Here is an 18,346-nt window from a genome sequence, read left to right as displayed (position 1 = left end):
TGTATCTCATATGAATCTTTTGTGACGGTAGTATTTTTGTCATAAATCCTTGTTGTAATTCGAGCGCTTTTATAAATAAGGAATATACAATGAAGCACTTAGCGACCCCAATCGTCACAGCAGTGGCGGCATCTACGCTCTCTTTCAGCGCTCTGTCGGCAGAGATCAAAAACGTTATCTTAATGATTGGCGATGGTATGGGACCTCAACAAGTCGGTTTGCTTGAGACCTACGCGAATCATGCACCTAATTCAATCTACAAAGGCGAAACCACCGCACTTTATAAACTGGCACAGGAAGGTGTTATTGGTTCATCGTTAACCAACCCTGAAGATGCCATTGTGGTGGATTCTGCTTGTTCTGCAACCATGCTTGCCACTGGCATTCCAACCGCTTCTGAAGTAATTGGTATCGACAGTCAAGGCAACCACGTTGAAACGATCTTAGAAAAAGCTAAGGCAAAAGGTAAAGCGACAGGTCTTGTTTCCGACACTCGAATGACGCACGCGACCCCAGCCGCTTTCGCCTCGCACCAACCTCACCGCTCACTAGAAAACAGTATCGCCGTCGACATGCTAGAGACGGGTGTTGATGTCATGCTTTCTGGCGGTCTTCGTCATTGGATCCCAAAATCTACCAACGACAAAGGCGACACATATAAGCAACTTGAAAAGCTCACCCAAGGCGATGTTTACCTAAAATCAAAGCGTAAAGATGAGCGCAACTTGCTGACAGAAGCGCAACAGCAAGGCTACAGCTTAGCGTTTAATCGCGACATGTTAGAAAACGCTAAAGGAGAAAAAGTTCTTGGTCTATTTGCTTACTCAGGAATGAACGATGGCATTGCTTACAGCCATAGCAAAAATGACCCGAAACGCACCCAACCATCCCTTAAAGAGATGACAGAAAAAGCACTGGATGTGCTATCAAAAGACAAAGATGGCTTCTTTTTAATGGTAGAAGGCGGTCAAATTGACTGGGCAGGTCACAGCAACGATGCAGGTACCATGCTTCATGAGTTGATCAAATTTGATGAAGCCGTCAATTCCGTTTATGAATGGGCGAAAGGTCGTGAAGATACGCTAGTAATCGTCACTGCCGACCATGAAACAGGCTCTTTTGGCTTCAGCTACTCCTCAGCAAACCTTCCTAAACCAGAAAAGCGCAGTGGCGAAGCTTTTGCTAAGCGTGATTACGCACCAAACTTCAACTTTGGTCAGTTTGACATTCTCGATGGACTCTACAATCAAAAACAAAGCTACTACGGTATGATCAGCGAGTTCCAAAAACTCGATAAAGCGCAGCAAACACCAGAAAAGTTAGCAGAAATCGTGAATGCAAGTAGCGACTTTGCCATTACTCCGGAGCAAGCTGAGCGCGTATTGGCAAGTAAGCCAAACCCTTACCGACTGGCAAGCCACAAGTACCTGAGTGAAGAGAATGTTCCAGCAATCAATGATTTTGATGCTTTTTTCCCATACAACGATCGCGGAAACTTGTTGGCTCGAGAACAAGCGACCAAACAAAATACAGTGTGGGGAACGGGTACACACACGCATACGCCGGTCAATGTATTCGCTTGGGGACCTGCGGGTACCATCCTGCCAGTATCAAAGATCATGCATCACTCACAACTGGGCGAATACCTCATTCAACAAATTAAATAATTTCCGCTCTGCACTTACTTTCATCTTCTGATGAAACTTCAACGCCCTCGTTTGAGGGCGTTTTTTTACATTGAAACGGTTGACGCTTCGCGCTTCGCGCTCCACTATTTGCCAAATATTTATAAAAATGACCAATGCTATGTGTGAAATATTTGCCAAACAGCCCCAGGAAAATTATCAGTTTGTGACCCGTTCGATTCGAATTGATGGTCATGCAACCAGTGTGAAGCTCGAATCAAGTTTCTGGCTGACACTAGAAGAAATTGCCTCAGCACAAGACATGACGGTACCAAAATTCATCAGCACTGTTTACCAAGAAGCGCTGGAACACAACGGTGAAGTCAACAACTTTGCTTCCCTACTTCGTTGCGCTTGCCTCACATACGCCCGCCAACCTCAGGCAACGATTGAAAGAGCTTTGAGCGAGCAACACTGATCCCTGCATTTTATTGTCGTACCTGAGTACTACCCATTGCGCGTCGAAACTGACTAGTCTAGGCGCACGATTAAGGAGTACTCATGACAAAAATAATTCATACCATGATCCGCGTAAGCGATCTGGAGCGTTCTCTTAAGTTCTACCGCGACGCACTTGAGCTAGAAATCAAAGACCAATACGTATTCGACGGCTTTTCTCTTACTTACCTAGCGAACTCAGAAACAGGGTTCGAACTTGAACTGACTCACAATCATGACCAAAGCGAACCGTACACTCACGGCTCGGGTTATGGTCACCTTGCGGTGAGTGTTGAAGACATTGAAGCCGTACACCGCCGCTTAACATCACTTGATATTGAGGCAAGTGATATCAAGGTGTTTGACCATCAGCAAAAACACTTAGCAACCTTCTTCTTCGTCACCGATCCTGACGGTTACAAAATCGAATTCTTACAACGACAAGGTCGTTACCTTTAATAACAACAAAGAAGTAAACATAACTATGATTCATTTAACTGCTGCATTTCACGCAAAACCAGAACACACATCGACACTTAAGCAGGCACTAGAAGCTATGTTAGTGCCAACTCGTAATGAAGAAGGATGCGTGCGTTACCAACTTTTCCAAGACAAAAATGACGCTTGCCAATTTTTGTTCCAAGAGCAATTTGCTGACCAAGCGGCTTTTGACCAACACTGTAATACTGAACATTTCCAAGCTCTGCTTAGTACTATCGATGGTTTACTAGCTAGTGAGCCAAAAATCACCTTCTTTGAAGAGCTATAAGCGTTAAAGCACAAAAATAAAAAAGGCACTCAAGTGAGTGCCTTTAGTTTCTGTTGAGAGAGTTACGCGTCTTTCTTGTCGACCATATGTAAATGAACATCTTGTTGCGGGAAAGGAATCGAAATACCTTCGCGGTCAAAACGCAATTTCACTTCTTTTGTCACATCCCAGTACACATCCCAATAATCGTCGGTTTTCACCCAAGGGCGAACAATAAAATCAACCGATGATGTATTTAGCGTATGAACCTTGATGTTTGGCTCTGGTGAGCGAAGCACTGAAGGGTGAGACGTGACTATATCATTCAGAACTTCTTCTGCTTTTAGCAGATCATCGGCATAGCCAATACCAAAGACCATATCAACTCGACGAATACGCTCGTGCGTCACGTTCTTAATCACATCGCCCCAAATCTTGCTGTTTGGCACAATGATAATTTGGTTATCGAATGTACGAATCGTAGTATTCACCAAACTCATGTGGCTTACCTTACCGTCAACACCACCCGCGTATACGAAATCGCCAACATCAAATGGGCGATAGATCAGCAGCATCATGCCTGCCGCAAAATTCGATAATGTATCTTGTAGGGCAAAACCAATGATCACACCGGCGATACCGAAACCAGTTAGGATTGGAGCAAGGTTTAAACCGATTTGAGACAAACCGACCATGATACCGATGATCCATACCGCCTTGCCCGACATCGAAATAAAGAAATCTTGCATCAAATGCGACAATTTCAAATTCTTAGAGGCTACCGTTTTACTCACGACTTTTCGGGTTAACTTCGCCAATGAACGAGCAATCAATAAGATCAGGGCAAAGACAAAAAGCTGGAAAACATGCTGTGGCGCATTCTCCGCGAACCAATCTACCGCAGAGTTCGACCAATGACTCAGGATAGACAGAATGACTTTTGAGTTCAGAAGATCATGGGTGATGCTACCTGTCACTTCAAATATCTGACGTTTATACTCAGACGTCTCCAGCCCTACTTTGTCACCAATCGAAATTAATTTGCGAAGGCTATCGGTAGCAATATTAAGGCGTTGTTTAAGGATCAGTTGGCTCAGTTGTAAAGACGCTTTTTCAGATTCTGGGCTGGAAGAGACTTGTGAACCGATGATTTCGCTTTGCTGGTTGAGGTACTCGATAGACGCAGATAGCAGACGCATACGCTTATCTACGCCCTCTTTAAACTCAGCATCAGCATCTTCGTCTTGAACGTCTAACTTCTTCAACCAGTTTAAATTTTGCCAACTCGATTCATAACTCACATCCAAATACTGTTGCAGTTCACGATAGCTATTGATTAAAGAAAGCTTATCTTCGTCTTTTGACTTATTGATTTCCTCATTCAGCGCTTTGATTTTGTCATCGAGATAAACCACGGCACCTTCTGAGTACTTCTCTTGAGTTTGTACGAGCTCAATCAACTTCTCATGAGGAATGGACTTATTACTGATCGCAGTAGCGAGACGACTTCTCAGTTCTTCGTTTTTCTGGAAAAGCTGTAGTTGAAGTGCATCGCGTTCGTCTCCACTAGCTAACTTTAAACTTTCAGATAAGTCGAGAATGTCTCGGTTAATATTATCAATAGCCTTCTCTGCTGCAGAAACTTTTGGCATATCTACTGTGGTCTCAACGCTTTCCGTAGCTTGTACAATGAAAGGGCTCATTGTCAGAGTCAGCAGAGCCATTAAAACCAACCATGGGGTCAAACGCACTTTAAGGGGAGATAGTAACGTCATTTTTACCTCGTAAGAGACAATCCCAATCAACACGATCGAGAAATGGAATGTAAATCCTTGAAATTAGATGCTCTAAGTTTACAACACGAATTCGCAAACCGAGCAGCATTTAGTAAATTAAGCGTCAAAATTCATAATCAATGTCCATTATTTACTCCGTTTTATTCGCTATTAGATCAAACCTATGACAAGTTCCATTGTGTTGATATTGATACAAACTGAAGATTAGGTGTGCATCACCGTCGCCACAAATACAGCACCTGAGTAAGAATGGACTATGATTGAACGGAGTGAACGCTAATTGTTTCATCAATAAGGAGAAATCATGGGTTTTCTATCTTGGATCATTCTGGGCTTGATAGCCGGAGCACTCGCTAAGTGGCTGATGCCAGGCAATGATGGCGGCGGTTGGATCGCGACTATGGTGTTGGGCATTGCTGGTGCCTTCGTAGGCGGATTCTTGGGAAGCTTTGTCGGGCTGGGCGGTGCTGATGGCGTAAATATCGGCAGCATCATCACCGCCACATTAGGCGCGTTTGTATTGTTGTTTGTCTACAACCGCTTCTTGAAAAATTAGGCGATTTCCCCCAATAACAAACAAGCCTTTCACTCACATGAAAGGCTTGTTTTTATTCCGATATTATCGATTAGGGTGATTTAAGATATGGTCTTCCCAGTCCACCACGTCTATCTCGTACACCACTTTGTTTCTAACACTTTCGCCAGCAGCATGCATGGCTGACTTGGAACCCGTTATCAGTGGGTGCCATTCTGGTAGTGGTTGGTCCTCTGCGAGCAAACGGTAGGCACAAGTGTGCGGTAGCCAAGTAAAGTCATCAATATCTTCACGTGTTAGCTTGGTGCACTCTTCCCCTGAAGTGAAACGATTCGGGTAATCTTTGCACGAACACGTTTTGCTGTTCAGCCAACTGCAAGCAACATTGGTGTAATAAATTTCGTCCGTATCTTCATCCATTAGCTTGTGTAGACAGCACTTGCCACACCCATCACAGAGAGATTCCCATTCTTCTTCTGTCATGTTCTCTAACGATTTACTTTGCCAAAATGGAGTGCTCATACGCTTACTACTTATTACTGAGTGGGAATGAATTGGGTGCGTTTTATACCCCTCTGGGCATCAAAATTCAAGTTTTACGGTGTGAGTGAAGTGATAGGAATATTGAGTAAGATTTGTTCGCATTTAGCAATGCGATCATATTGCGATGAATTTACGCGCGCCTCTTCCAATCTGGCGAGAAATGTCCATAATGCCCCCTTCATTTTTACGAGGGCTTTAAGATGGATTGTCGATTAGGTTGTGGGGCATGCTGCATTGCACCGAGCATCTCTTCCCCGATTCCAGGCATGCCAAATGGCAAACCAGCAGGTGAACGTTGTATCCAATTAAATGACGATAATCTGTGTAAGCTGTTCGGAAAACCAGAACGCCCGAAAGTTTGCCACGACTTCAAACCATGTCCGGTTGTGTGTGGCAAAACAAATCAGGAAGCGTTAAACAACATTACAGAATTAGAGCAACTCACTTAATCGTTCCCCAGCTCTCTTAGGTACAGGTAGATCGTATCGCGTGAGATACCGAGATGATTTGCCACCATCAAAACCGCATCTTTGTATTTGAAAATACCCAGCCCTTGCAAACGGGTGACCAGTTCTCGGTTACGTTTGGATGGTGTGATCGCTTCATTCATCCACACTTCTGATTGAACAGTTTCAATCGTACTAATGATGGTCTCATCAATATTACGCGCGAATGTCTCAGGTGAACGCGCTCCTGTACAACATTCGTTTTGCTGTTGCGGCATAATTGAACGCAAGAAATCTTGCATTGGTACGTCCATGTCCACGTTAATACACAGCAATCCGATCGGTTTATTTTTAGGGTTGCGAACTATCGTGGTAATGGAGTGCAAGGTCTTTCCACTCGCCGTTTTCGTTAAATACGAGTCTGAAACGTCATTGCCCTCTAACAGCTTCATTCTTGCTAAGTTGGTAATCGGTGCACCTTCACCACGTTCAGTAATGTGACCATTGGCAATTTTGATAATTTCCGGTGCTTCCGCATCAAGGCTGTGAAGAACGACTTCGGTGTGCTCACCATACATGCGTGCAATACCATCCACGACGTTCTTCATTGAATTCAAAATATCTAAATCACTTTTAGTGAGTTTCTTAAGCAGCAATGTTACTTCCCTTAGCAAAAACGTTGAGGCTAGGCTGACATAATATCGATAATAGATTTGTCAGTATACGGCATACCGAGTCTAACCATCGAGCCTACATTTCTAATCGTTTGTTCGACTTCGTTACCTACTATACCTTGATTCTTCACGCTGTGGTTACCCATAGCCATCAAATATGAGCGTACTGCGGTGGTAGAGGAAGTGCAGACTTTCATCGCGCAGGACGATTTCGCCCCATCACATACCATGCCCGAACTATCGCTAATCACGTTCTGAATCGCATAACATGACTGTTCAAACGAACCTCCCGCCAAATATACTAGCGCCATGGAAGCTGCGGCGCTGGTGACGGTATTACCACAAAACGCCGATAGCGGTGGGTAGTACGATTTAATGTAAATCGCACCTAAGTGACTCATGATTAACGCACGAGCTAATTGCTCTTCAGTACTTTGGAAAACCTCTGCTGCAATGACCACTGGCATAGTAGCCGCAATACCTTGGTTACCACTGCCAAAGTTACTCATGGCTGGTAGCGTAGCTCCCCCCATACGTGCATCCGAGGCGGCAGAGGTCATCATTTGGATACGGCTCATCAAATCATTACCAAGCAACCCCTGCTCAATATTACCTTTTAATGTACGACCGATCTCCAATCCATAACCATTATCGATACCCTCTTGCGCTAATGAGCTGTTGAGCTCGGCCGCTTGTAGGATAAATTTGATCTCTTCAAAAGGCGCTTTAAGTGCAAAGTCGTAGATTTGTTTGATAGAGATGTCCACACCTTCACAAACAGACCCAGTTGCAACTCGTTGCTGTTGAGGCGCATCAAATGTCACTTTGCCATTGTGAGTGATCTGAATAATGTTGGTGTGTCCACCACTGATTGTCACTGATACCGTGTCTTCTCCAGCAGCCATGGTGACGCTGCAAAAGATGAATTCTTGGGTATCAATGCGTGCAACGCTAACGCGCTCTTCATCAATCAGTTGTTGAGCAGCAGTCACATTGTCTTGATTAATATGGGCAAGAACTTCCAATTCGGCATTAGGGTCGCCGGCCAACGCACCTACAGATGCGGCAATCTTTAGACCAATCTTTCCGGTTCCAGGGACATAAACTCCCATTGAGTTTTTAAATAGATTGTCAGAGACACGGACTTCTATCATCTCTGGGGTCTGGCATCCAAGCTCACGTTTTGCAACTGCTGCCGCGTATGCAGCAGCAATGGGTTCTGTACATCCGAGTGCAGGTTTTACAACTTGCTTAATGATTTGGATATATTGGTTCCATTGCTGATTCATGTTTTTTCTCCGTATTACTTTTTGCAAGCAATCGCTTCAACTTCAATCAATACGCCTAGCGGAAGATCTTTTACCGCAAAGCAGCTGCGCGCAGGACACTCTTTATTAAAGAACTCAGCATAGACTTTGTTAAACTCAGCAAAGTCACTGATGTTCGCCAAATAACAAGTTGTTTTCAAAACAGTGTCAATGCTACCACCGCCTGCTTCTAAGACGTGTTTTAGGTTCGTCAAAGATTGATGACTCTGAGCAGTAATGCCCCCCTCAACTACTTTGCCTACTGCACTATCAACTGGCAGTTGACCAGACGTAAAAATCAAGTCTCCGTAAGCAGTGCCGTGCGAATAAGGGCCAATAGCAGCTGGAGCGTGCTCTGAAGTAATCAATTCTTTCATTTTAATCCTCACATAATTTTTAATTTTAATAAGAAAACTCTTAAGTAAGTTTTCATTTCAAAGCTATTCTTTCAACTATATGCGAATACAACAACTACTTCAGATCACATAAATCGATCTTTTTTCAGATTTTATTGAGTATTTTTGCCGAGATCTCAAATTTATCTGAATTTTCCACAAAAAAATTGTTGTTGTTCTTTTTCTCAAATAGATTTGAGAAAAATTCATACTAACAAAGAGACAACGACAATGAGCGTTACTGTACCTACACAAACTCTTCCAATAACCAAAGAGCCGCCTCACGTTAAGGCGGGAATGACCGTAGAAGAATGGAAAGCCGCAACCAAGTTTGACAGCACAGACTGGGGTTGGGTGATCATGAGTATCGGCATGGCAATCGGTGCTGGTATTGTTTTTCTTCCTGTAAAAGTTGGTGTACTGGGCATTTGGGTATTCCTTGCTTCGGCAGTTATTGGTTACCCTGCCATGTACTTATTCCAACGATTATTCATTAACACCTTATCGACGTCACCAAAATGCCAAGACTACGCTGGTGTCATTTCAGGGTACCTAGGAAATAAATGGGGGGCTCTGTTGGGGATACTCTACTTCATCATGCTGGTGATTTGGGTGTTCGTTTACTCCACAGCAATCAACAATGACTCAGCCTCTTTCCTACATAGCTTTGGCATCACTAAGGGGCTATTGTCGGAAAACCCGCTGTATGGTCTTGCTTTAGTTTGTGCTTTAGTGGCCATCGCGTCACGTGGTGAAAAGATCTTATTTAAAGTGAGCACTGGTCTGGTTTTGATCAAGTTATGTACCGTTGCCTTACTTGGCGTGATGATGATTGAAAAGTGGGACTTTGCTAACGTCGGCTCTGTACCTGCGGCAGGTGCAGGTTTGAAAGACGCCATTGAACTATTGCCCTTCACTCTTACTTCAATCTTGTTTATTCAAAGCTTGAGCCCAATGGTTATCTCTTACCGCTCTAAAGAAAAATCAATTGAGGTTGCGCGTTTTAAAGCGATGCGTGCGATGAAGATTGCTTTCGGTATTCTGTTTGTCACCGTGTTCTTCTATGCAATCTCGTTCACCCTTGCGATGTCTCACGATCAAGCAGTAAAAGCAGCTGAAGAGAACATCTCTGCATTAGCGATGGTCGCACAGGGTATGGACGGGACAACATTGAAATTGCTTAGCTTAATGTTGAACATTTTCTCTGTTATGACGGCGTTCTTTGGGGTGTACCTAGGGTTCCGCGATTCTTGCCAAGGTCTTGCAATGCTGGCTCTTAAGAAAGTCATGCCTGAAGAGCAGATTAACCGTAATTTGGTAACCAAAGGCATCATTCTATTTGCTATTTTGATGGCTTGGGGCGCTATCGTGTTGAACTTGCCAGTATTGAGTTTTACTTCAATATGTAGCCCGATCTTTGGTTTGATTGGTTGTTTGATCCCTGCGTACTTGGTGTATCAAGTTCCTTCACTGCATAAATACAAAGGTGCTTCACTCTACCTAATCATTGCGACAGGTATTCTACTGTGTATCTCACCTTTCATCGCATTTAGTTAACCCTTCCTCTCACCTCGGTTATTCGTCTTCATGATGATGACCGAGGTTCTCTACGTTTCCACTCCATAGAGTATTTCGTTTCATAGAGTATTTCGTTTCATATCTGAGACAAAAACCCGCCGATCTGGTTATTCGCTTAATTTCCGTGCTTCGAATCACACTTTTCTGACAATTCTCTACTATGTTCAGCGGGTAATCTAAATCCGAAATAGGAAACAACATGAATAAATACATGGCAGAGGTTTTTGGTACTTTTTGGTTAGTGCTTGGTGGTTGCGGCAGTGCGGTATTAGCTGCAGGCTTTCCAGATATTGGCATCGGTCTACTAGGTGTTTCTCTTGCGTTCGGCTTAACCGTACTCACCATGGCATTTGCGATTGGTCATATCTCAGGTTGTCATTTAAACCCAGCTGTAACAGTCGGTTTATGGGCTGGCGGTCGTTTTGATACCAAAGACGTTATCCCTTATATCATCGCACAAGTGATTGGTGGCGTGATTGCAGGCGGTGTGCTCTACGTTATTGCAACAGGTCAAGCTGGCTTTGATGTAGTTGGTTCTGGCTTCGCATCAAATGGCTACGGTGAACATTCTCCAGGTCAGTACTCAATGGTAGCAGCACTTGTAACAGAAGTTGTGATGACAATGATGTTCCTTATCGTGATCATGGGCGCGACCGACAAACGTGCTCCTCAGGGATTTGCACCTATCGCGATTGGCCTATGTTTAACCCTGATTCACTTGATCAGTATCCCTGTAACGAATACATCCGTTAACCCTGCGCGTAGTACTGGTGTTGCCGTATTTGTTGGCGACTGGGCGGTTTCTCAGCTTTGGCTATTCTGGGTAGCACCAATTGTTGGTGGTATCTTAGGTGCGCTTATCTATAAGAATCTTCTAGGTGTAGAATCAAACGACTAATTGATTATCAAACCGCAAGATCAAAAAAGCCGCTGAATTCAGCGGCTTTTGTCTTTTCCTAATCTCCTAATTGTGAATAAGGATAGATAGGATATGGTGCGACTAGTGCGCCTCCCGTAAATATAGCGGCAGGCAGCATCCCTGAGAAACTATAGGCTTGGAACAAATGGTTGTACATTGTCCCCCCTTCTAACCAGAGTCCCGTTACCTGATCATATCCATGAAAACCAAATAACCTAGATACATCTGAATTAAAATAGTCATGAACCTTAGATACTTTGTTAATGAAGCGTCCTATGAGTCCATTCTCATTATACAGGTGAGCGCCAGAAGCCTCCGGTGCCATACCTCCCTCTGTAAATAAAGTCGGAGTAGGCTTCTCACTCCACATAGGCTTACTACCACGAGTACCATCAGTCAGTAATTCACCATCAACATTATACTTACAGACTGAACTTGAGTTAACAACTTCACAAGACCGGAGCTTATAGCGGTCCGTAACATTTTTCATGTACTCAAAGCTAAGCACGACCACTTGTGATAATGCGGCAAATTTCGCACCTTTTTCACATGAACCACCCGCGATCTCACCTGTAGCACAACCACCAGCAGCTGCGACACTTACTTTCGTGGCTGCATGTGCAAATCCTCTCGTTGGTTTAAAGCTATTGTAACCTCCGATAGCGCCTGTAATTGCACCAATCGCAGCCCCTTTGCCAACTCCGTTCCAGCTTTCACTAATGATCCCACCGGTTACAGCCCCACCAGTGGCGCCACCAAGTGCACCGGCTGCAATGGCATTAGTAAGAGACCCTGCAGAGAAGAAACTTGCACCAGCATCGGCGAGCAACACACTGTACGTACCACCACTGGCGACAGTGACGACAATCCCAACAACGATACCGACGATTTCTCTCGAGTAACGAGAGGTAAACTCTCGTACGTCGTTCCATTGACGTTTGAGTTCTTTTTTAATTCTCTTAAAGAAATGACCAGAAGGATCGTTGTATTTAAGAGGATTATTGAGAACGTAACTGTATCGATTGAATGATTGACTATTATCAGGAGCTTGTATGTAAACGTCAGCGCTGATAAATCGTGCTAGCGTTGCATCATATAAACGACCGTTCATATGGATTAAGTCAACTTCATTAAGCATCTCATGCCCTGTAAATGCACGATTCAACAATACAGGTTGAGGTAACAACACATTGTCAGCTTTCCAAGTAAACGCTCTCTCTTTGCCCCAAGGGTCATATAGCTTACGGTCAACAATATTCCCCCACATATCACTTACCATATCAACCGATTTAAGCGCATCTGTATGGCTGTAACGAATTTGACGATCTACAGATGCATAGCTTCCTTGTCCATCAGTCTTCAATGAGTTCACATTTACAGCGACCAGACCATTTCCAGCATAAATGTACTGAGTTTGTTGAATATCCCCAGATGCTAGCTCTTTTAACTCGTAGGACTTACCGAGGTACCAAGTTCTGCTTCCATCGCTACTACGCTTGCTGACTCGCTGATTCGACTCATCATATTTAAAGTCAACCCAGCCTTGTTCTTGCTGAATACGTGAAGGCTTGTTGAAACCTGTCCATTCAATTGTTCTCCCTCCGCCAGATAGCATATTTCCGTTTGCATCGTAGCGATATTTATTATCCCCAGCTTGAGTTACCGCATGCTTGTGTAACGGATCTGCGTAGATATAATGACCAACGTCAGACTTATATTTGATGTTGCCATTCGCAGCATAAGACATGGAATACTTTTTGTTAAATAACGGATTCTCAGCATGTGCTGCACCAATACCAGACAAATGGTAGTCTGTTAGTCGGTCTTGATCGTCATAGTAGAAATTTTCTTGTATATCATTAACAAGATCTCGGCGACTCTGCACATTATCCATTCTGTCGTAGGTGTAATGAACGCCACGCAGCAACATGGAACCTTGCCTAGTGTATATATTGAGTAGTTGACCATTACTCTCATGATAATCGAAACTATTAACTAAGCCATTCCCTAAAACCTCTGATGTAATTCGACCTTCGGCGTCCATATCGTTGAGCTTCCAGTACGAAATTCGTCCAGCATCTGGGTTATCATCTTTGAGGGAACTTAGTGCATCTGACTCATTTTCAGATTCCACAGCTAGGTTATTGTACTTCTGTGAAACAAGCTTGACTTGCTTAACTAATTTTACTAGTTGTTCTGCAGCTAAAAGATAGCTATTTACACGTAATTCGGTTGTATCTTGCACATATTCAAGCCTATCCACTTCTTTTGAAAGTGAATTGAGTTCATCAAACATTTGACGCATTCTTTGATCATATAGCGGATCGTCCCTTTCCAAATCAAATGTCGCTAAACTTATACTTCCATCATCAGAATAGTTGCCGTAGTACGCAGTTTGGTTTTGATTGGTCAACCCTGCTTCAAAAGCAGCCCATTCATCAAGGCTTACCTCTCTTAATAAGTTACCTTCAATCTTAAGATGGAAGTTAGGTTGCTGAACTACAGGTATCAAACCATTTCCAGAGACCACCACTGTCCTTGGGGAAACTTTGAAATAACGCTCGCCATACTCACTTGTGTACATATGCAATGGTCTAGTATGTAGCTCCGCCCTCATTTGGCGCGCAAATGCCTCATTTTCAGCCACTCCGTCAAATGAGATAAGCTGATCTTTAAGCTTCTGATACTCTTCCTTACGTCGCTTGTAGAAGAATTGCTGCTCTTGTAGATCTTTTATTTTAACTAAATAATCTTTCGCTTTATTTAGGGCTTCATTGATTAGAGGTTCAATCACGCTGCGATATTCAGCTGCAGTGTAATTAACTTGAGCTTGAGAAATATCTCCCCAAACTTCCGTATTAATACCCGTTAAAGCATCTCGGGTGTAGTTTAGAGTAAACTTGTTAGGTCTATGTTCTCGAATTAGTTGCCCGTTAGAGTCATACTCTAAGTCTCGTGCGAATGTGTGCTCTGGAGTAATCGTCTCTTCACGTCTCAGTAAACCCATATCGTTGTAGAAGTAGTTCTTAACCAGTTCTCCATCTACAGTTGCTTTTAGTAATCCTCCTAACCAGACGCGACCATCCACTCTGTCGTAAAACCATGCCTTTGTGGTGATGTGTGTTACTTCTTTCTCAATTTGCTTAACTTTTGATTCTATTTTCTCAGCGACTTTGCGACCTAGGCTGTCATAAGCAAAATGAGTACTTTGACCTTTCGCATCAGTTTGATTAACAAGTTGACCAAAACCGTCATATTCATAAGTCCACAAACCTAGATCTGGATCATCTACTAAAGATTTATTGCCTTGAATATTGTACTCGGTACGAACTGTTTCTCCTTCTGACGCAATAGCAGATTTCAACATTCCATTGGCATAGAAGTCGTAGATAACTTTGCCACCGTTCGGCTCCTGTTTCTCAATCTCCCAACCTAATACGTTGGTAAAGGTTTTAGAAACTCGACCTTTAGCGTCCGTTTTGGTTACAGTGAAAGGATCGTAAGAATAAGAAATCCAGCTGTCTTCTTTGCCTGCAGGGCCAGGTTCTTTTATCGATATGACTCTTCCTAATTTGTCGTACTGAGTGACAATATACTGAGGAATATCACCTTGGTAATAAGGTTTTGAAGCAGAGACTAAATTGCCAAATGCATCATACCCAGAATCAACGAACACCCACTTACCGTTTACCGATAAAGAGGCTCTTCTCACTTCTCTTTCTAAAAAGTCAAAAAAGCTGATCTTCTTGCCTGAGTTTTTCGATTGATTGATAACACAGTAACTCGCATTGTTAACATCGAATAAGCAACGACTATCTCCCGCAGGAAAGCGACTGATCTCAGATTTTACAGAAGTGTTTACAACAGACACCTCGGTTTCTCGACCAAAACCATCGAGTTTTGTCGAAGTAGAAAGACCATTTTCATCAACTTTTACAATTACTCCTGACAATAGATCAACAGTCTGAGACGAGACGTGTCCAACAGGGTTTGTCACCTCGGTTACAACACTATTCCCTACGTAGGAATGTTTAAAGGAAGTCGAGCGAGTTTCTAATTTCCCCCCGTTAGTCGCAGTAACGCTTTCTTTAGTAACAATACCGTTTCCATCTCGCTCTTTGAGGGTAACCATTGAATATGGCGTATTTGGTAGTGTCGTGTGCTCACGCAACAAACCAGTTTCATTGTCATATTTGAAAGTAGCCTCTTGAGATATCGTGCTACCATCGCTGTGAATGTAAGTTGTTTTAGTCGAATCGAGCAACCCGATTAACCAAGTATCTACCTTATTTACATACACGTTTTGGGTAATTTCAACAAACGTGTCACTATAACCGGTAATCGGATTAAGTCCGGTTGTTGTCGTTTGAACTTTACCAACATTGAGAAATGTATCGACATCACTCTGCTCTACGGTAACTGTACTTAGCAGTTCACCACTTTCAGAGTATTGGTAGTCCTTTCGTTCTGAGGTGTAAAATGCAAATGTGTTACCGATTGTAGGAGTTTCAATCCATTCGACGATTTCGTCGTATTCTGCAGTTGTGATCGCCTTCACGAATCGAGCTTGACCGGATAATGTAGATAGCTCGCGATTCAAATCATCCGATACTGGTGTCATGGACCACACTGGTATTTGGTCTTCTAGTGCCGTTGTTCGTTCCTCAACCAAAGAAAACTCTGTGGAAGGAATCATGATTGGTATCAGCGTTGAACCGCCAACAGGGACAAATTTGTCAGCGCTTGCTGCATATTTTTGCCCCTTATATTCGATAAGCTTATAACCTGTTAAATGCTTATCTGCTGCAGAAGACAGCTGTTGGAGATTTTTAACGACTTGCGTAGCACTTAGCTCTTTTTTTATCGTCTTAAATTCAAATTCAGCTTTTGATCTTTTAGTAAGCTCTCTAAAGTTCCAAAAATCATCCAAACTACAATCACCGCAATTATTTGACCACTTCTGTCCATTTGCAACGTAATCGATTTGCTTGTTCAATGTGCCTGAGTTAGGAAACTCTGTATTAAATTGAAACTCTTGGTTGAGAGTGTTTTTTTCATTAACAAAACTTCGCTGCCGAATCCATTCGAAACCATTTTGTTTTAAACCATCTTTAGAGCGCTTTGCAGGACCATACAGGAACAAGTAGTTATTTTTTCCTTGTCCGTTGTCGGTCTCGAGACGATAAGCTACAGGGAAAGAGCCTGGTAAGTTAAAAAGACCAGAATCAACAGACTTAAAAGAGTCAGTAGGCGTATGATTGCCATATGGACCAAACCATACTGAAGAAACATGTCCTAGACCATTAGTCACTTTTTCAAGCAGTAATTGAGGGTGGTTGCTCTGAGCAGTAGTCTGACATTCTAAACGGTTGGATCTCTTTTTGCAGAGCTCAAACTTACCATCTTGGTTCAAATCAATGAATGAGTTAAAACCAATTCCCCAATTATCAACATCAAATTCATATTGGTACTTATAAGCGTTGACACATTGGACCTTGTTACCGACGCCACGACAGAAATCTATAACACCATCCTGATCTAAATCGAGCCACCAACGTTTATCTACGCTCCCTAGTTCCCCGGTCCAATCATCACTTTTGACAAACTCGATGTCATCTTCGAATTTATCCAGAGAACCAAGAGAACCAAGAGAACAAGTTAGATTAACCGTTTTACTAGCATCACTATCCGTCATGCGACAAAAGTCGATGGCATTATCGCCATTCACATCAACCCACCAACGGGAATCAGGCTCCCCTACAGAACTAATTGGAAAGTTAACATTTTTTTGAACTAGATCTTTGCCCGAAAAAGAAGTGCACTTAATCGTTTTCCCTTTGACAGAACAGAGTTCACTACCACCATCGCCATTTATATCAGTCCAATAAGTGTCTTTAATTTGCCCCCATTCTATGCCCCGAACGTGCACTGAATCAGACCACTCGCCATCTTCTTTTGGTTCACTACACAGAAGTTCATCACCTATACGACGACAGTACTCAGGTACGCCATTACCATCCATATCCCTCCACCAACGGAAGTCCTTCATGCCAGAGTTCGACACACCCCAAGAAAGTTGTGTCGTTGTATTATTTGAATGAAAAGCGTCACAAAGTAGTTTGTCATCATTGATACGACAAAACTCTGTTTTACTATCACCGTTAATATCTAACCACCAATGACCATATTCATCTCCCCAGTTACTTATATTGTAGGTTCGAGCAACATTTGATTGAGAAACATCCATATGACATGTAAATCCATGAGCATCAGTCTTGCAAAAGTCACCGACACTATTTCCATCAATGTCCACCCACCAGCTTCGGCTGGAATTGCCCCAATTACTGGGGATACTGCTATCTCCCCAGTGACCAAAATCAATGTTGACGACTTCTTCTCCAAAGAATGACTGACCTTTGACAGGGCCTTTAGGTTCTTTCCAATTAAATTTCGTAGCTGGTAAGCAATTATCCGTTGCATCACAATATTTAATATTGTCAATAAAAGTAGCACCAAAACCTTTTGTTAATTCATTGTAACTTAATTGATAATAATTCTTAACTTTATTATTTACATTAGTTTCAATTCTTATTAGGTTAAAATTAGACTTATAGATGTTTCCATCTACCTTAAAATGTTTTGTAGGTATCGAATTATTGACAACACTATAAATAAAATTGATTTTAAATGAATCATAAGATATCGATGATAATAGACCTAAATCATCATAGTTATAGGAAATACCCTTTGCTTTTGGGTGGATTTGATACGAGCTCAGCAACCAACTTTTAGAAATATTGTGATATCTGTACTCTTCAACAGCACCACTTTTATCACGCTTAACGAAGTAGCTTGTTTTTGTATTTGAATCGCCATTCAATGTTATTTTTGACTGATCATCTATGTGTAAGCGGTACTCAGATCCGTCCTTCCCTACAACGCCCTCTTTCCCAATCAAACGCGTACCATTTAAACAAAAATTGTCAGTTAGACTATAGGTTACAGAGCTTGTAACTCCCTCAATTGCTTGATGATCGCCACACCTCTTTATTGAAGATAGTCCGTTAAGTGTAAATCCTGACCCGAGAGACGAAACTGTCGACCCAGAGCTTGAATAACTAATCGCTAAATTGGGAGTCGCTCCCCCTTTACCACTAGGGAATGTAAGCGGAATTTGATAATACGCAACACCTTTATCTATCGATAACTCTCCAGGTAAGGTACCTATCGTTTGAGATATCGCTGGCGTAGATAAACCTACAATTATTAAACCAAGCCAACT

14 protein-coding genes are annotated in these 18,346 nt (G+C 42.7%); 8 read left to right on the top strand and 6 right to left on the bottom strand.

The window, feature by feature from the left end:
• Nucleotides 1-89: 89 nt before the first annotated feature.
• The 4 genes from OH459_RS23110 to OH459_RS23095 all read left to right on the top strand — a co-directional run bounded on the left by OH459_RS23110 (nucleotide 90) and on the right by OH459_RS23095 (nucleotide 2,892).
• Nucleotides 90-1,667, top strand: a complete 1,578-nt coding sequence (locus tag OH459_RS23110; RefSeq protein ID WP_005452058.1) for an alkaline phosphatase — start codon at nucleotides 90-92, stop codon at nucleotides 1,665-1,667.
• A 139-nt stretch (nucleotides 1,668-1,806) separates the two neighbouring features.
• A complete protein-coding gene (locus OH459_RS23105) occupies nucleotides 1,807-2,103 on the top strand; it encodes a ribbon-helix-helix domain-containing protein (RefSeq protein WP_029790484.1) in 297 nt (98 codons plus the stop codon).
• Between the two features lie 83 nt (nucleotides 2,104-2,186).
• On the top strand, nucleotides 2,187-2,582 hold the full coding sequence (locus tag OH459_RS23100; protein WP_239923308.1) for a VOC family protein: 396 nt from the start codon (nucleotides 2,187-2,189) through the stop codon (nucleotides 2,580-2,582).
• Nucleotides 2,583-2,607: 25 nt separating this feature from the next.
• Nucleotides 2,608-2,892, top strand: coding sequence for a putative quinol monooxygenase (locus OH459_RS23095; protein WP_005452063.1), 285 nt, complete (start codon nucleotides 2,608-2,610; stop codon nucleotides 2,890-2,892).
• A gap of 62 nt (nucleotides 2,893-2,954) precedes the next feature.
• Here OH459_RS23095 and OH459_RS23090 read toward each other — a convergent pair whose 3' ends face one another.
• Nucleotides 2,955-4,646: a mechanosensitive ion channel family protein gene (locus OH459_RS23090; RefSeq protein WP_009698542.1), complete on the bottom strand. Its 1,692-nt coding sequence runs from the start codon at nucleotides 4,644-4,646 to the stop codon at nucleotides 2,955-2,957.
• 325 nt (nucleotides 4,647-4,971) lie between these two features.
• Here OH459_RS23090 and OH459_RS23085 point away from each other — a divergent pair, with 325 nt between their 5' ends.
• Entirely contained in the window at nucleotides 4,972-5,223 is a 252-nt protein-coding gene (locus OH459_RS23085; protein WP_005452067.1) for a GlsB/YeaQ/YmgE family stress response membrane protein, read from the top strand.
• 63 nt (nucleotides 5,224-5,286) lie between these two features.
• On the opposite strand, the gene OH459_RS23080 is transcribed toward OH459_RS23085, so the two are convergent.
• Nucleotides 5,287-5,724: a YcgN family cysteine cluster protein gene (locus OH459_RS23080; protein WP_005452070.1), complete on the bottom strand. Its 438-nt coding sequence runs from the start codon at nucleotides 5,722-5,724 to the stop codon at nucleotides 5,287-5,289.
• A gap of 221 nt (nucleotides 5,725-5,945) precedes the next feature.
• On the opposite strand from OH459_RS23080, the gene OH459_RS23075 reads away from it, so the two are divergent.
• Nucleotides 5,946-6,194, top strand: a complete 249-nt coding sequence (locus tag OH459_RS23075) for a YkgJ family cysteine cluster protein (protein WP_005452071.1) — start codon at nucleotides 5,946-5,948, stop codon at nucleotides 6,192-6,194.
• On the opposite strand, the gene OH459_RS23070 is transcribed toward OH459_RS23075, so the two are convergent.
• The 3 genes from OH459_RS23070 to OH459_RS23060 are packed head-to-tail and all read right to left on the bottom strand — an operon-like array spanning nucleotide 6,191 to nucleotide 8,549.
• A complete protein-coding gene (locus OH459_RS23070; protein WP_005452072.1) occupies nucleotides 6,191-6,847 on the bottom strand; it encodes a helix-turn-helix transcriptional regulator in 657 nt (218 codons plus the stop codon). The genes OH459_RS23075 and OH459_RS23070 overlap by 4 nt on opposite strands.
• A 29-nt stretch (nucleotides 6,848-6,876) precedes the next feature.
• Nucleotides 6,877-8,154 (bottom strand): L-cysteine desulfidase family protein, encoded by a 1,278-nt coding sequence (locus OH459_RS23065; protein ID WP_005452073.1) that lies wholly within the window; start codon nucleotides 8,152-8,154, stop codon nucleotides 6,877-6,879.
• A 14-nt stretch (nucleotides 8,155-8,168) separates the two neighbouring features.
• Nucleotides 8,169-8,549 (bottom strand): RidA family protein, encoded by a 381-nt coding sequence (locus tag OH459_RS23060; RefSeq protein WP_005452076.1) that lies wholly within the window; start codon nucleotides 8,547-8,549, stop codon nucleotides 8,169-8,171.
• Nucleotides 8,550-8,864: 315 nt separating this feature from the next.
• Between OH459_RS23060 and OH459_RS23055 the strand changes: the two genes are divergently transcribed.
• Nucleotides 8,865-10,124, top strand: coding sequence for an amino acid permease (locus OH459_RS23055; RefSeq protein ID WP_005452078.1), 1,260 nt, complete (start codon nucleotides 8,865-8,867; stop codon nucleotides 10,122-10,124).
• Nucleotides 10,125-10,344: 220 nt separating this feature from the next.
• Entirely contained in the window at nucleotides 10,345-11,043 is a 699-nt protein-coding gene (gene aqpZ / locus OH459_RS23050) for an aquaporin Z (protein WP_009698545.1), read from the top strand.
• Nucleotides 11,044-11,101: 58 nt separating this feature from the next.
• Here the strand turns inward: aqpZ and OH459_RS23045 are convergent.
• On the bottom strand, nucleotides 11,102-18,346 hold a 7,245-nt coding region (locus tag OH459_RS23045), incomplete at its 5' end, for an RHS repeat-associated core domain-containing protein (protein ID WP_269989003.1).

Origin of the sequence: Vibrio sp. MM46, from assembly GCF_027587135.1 — a bacterium.
GTDB lineage: Bacteria > Pseudomonadota > Gammaproteobacteria > Enterobacterales > Vibrionaceae > Vibrio > Vibrio harveyi.
The sequence above is the reverse complement of the archived record's forward strand: the minus strand, read 5'-3'. Positions and strand labels throughout refer to the sequence as shown.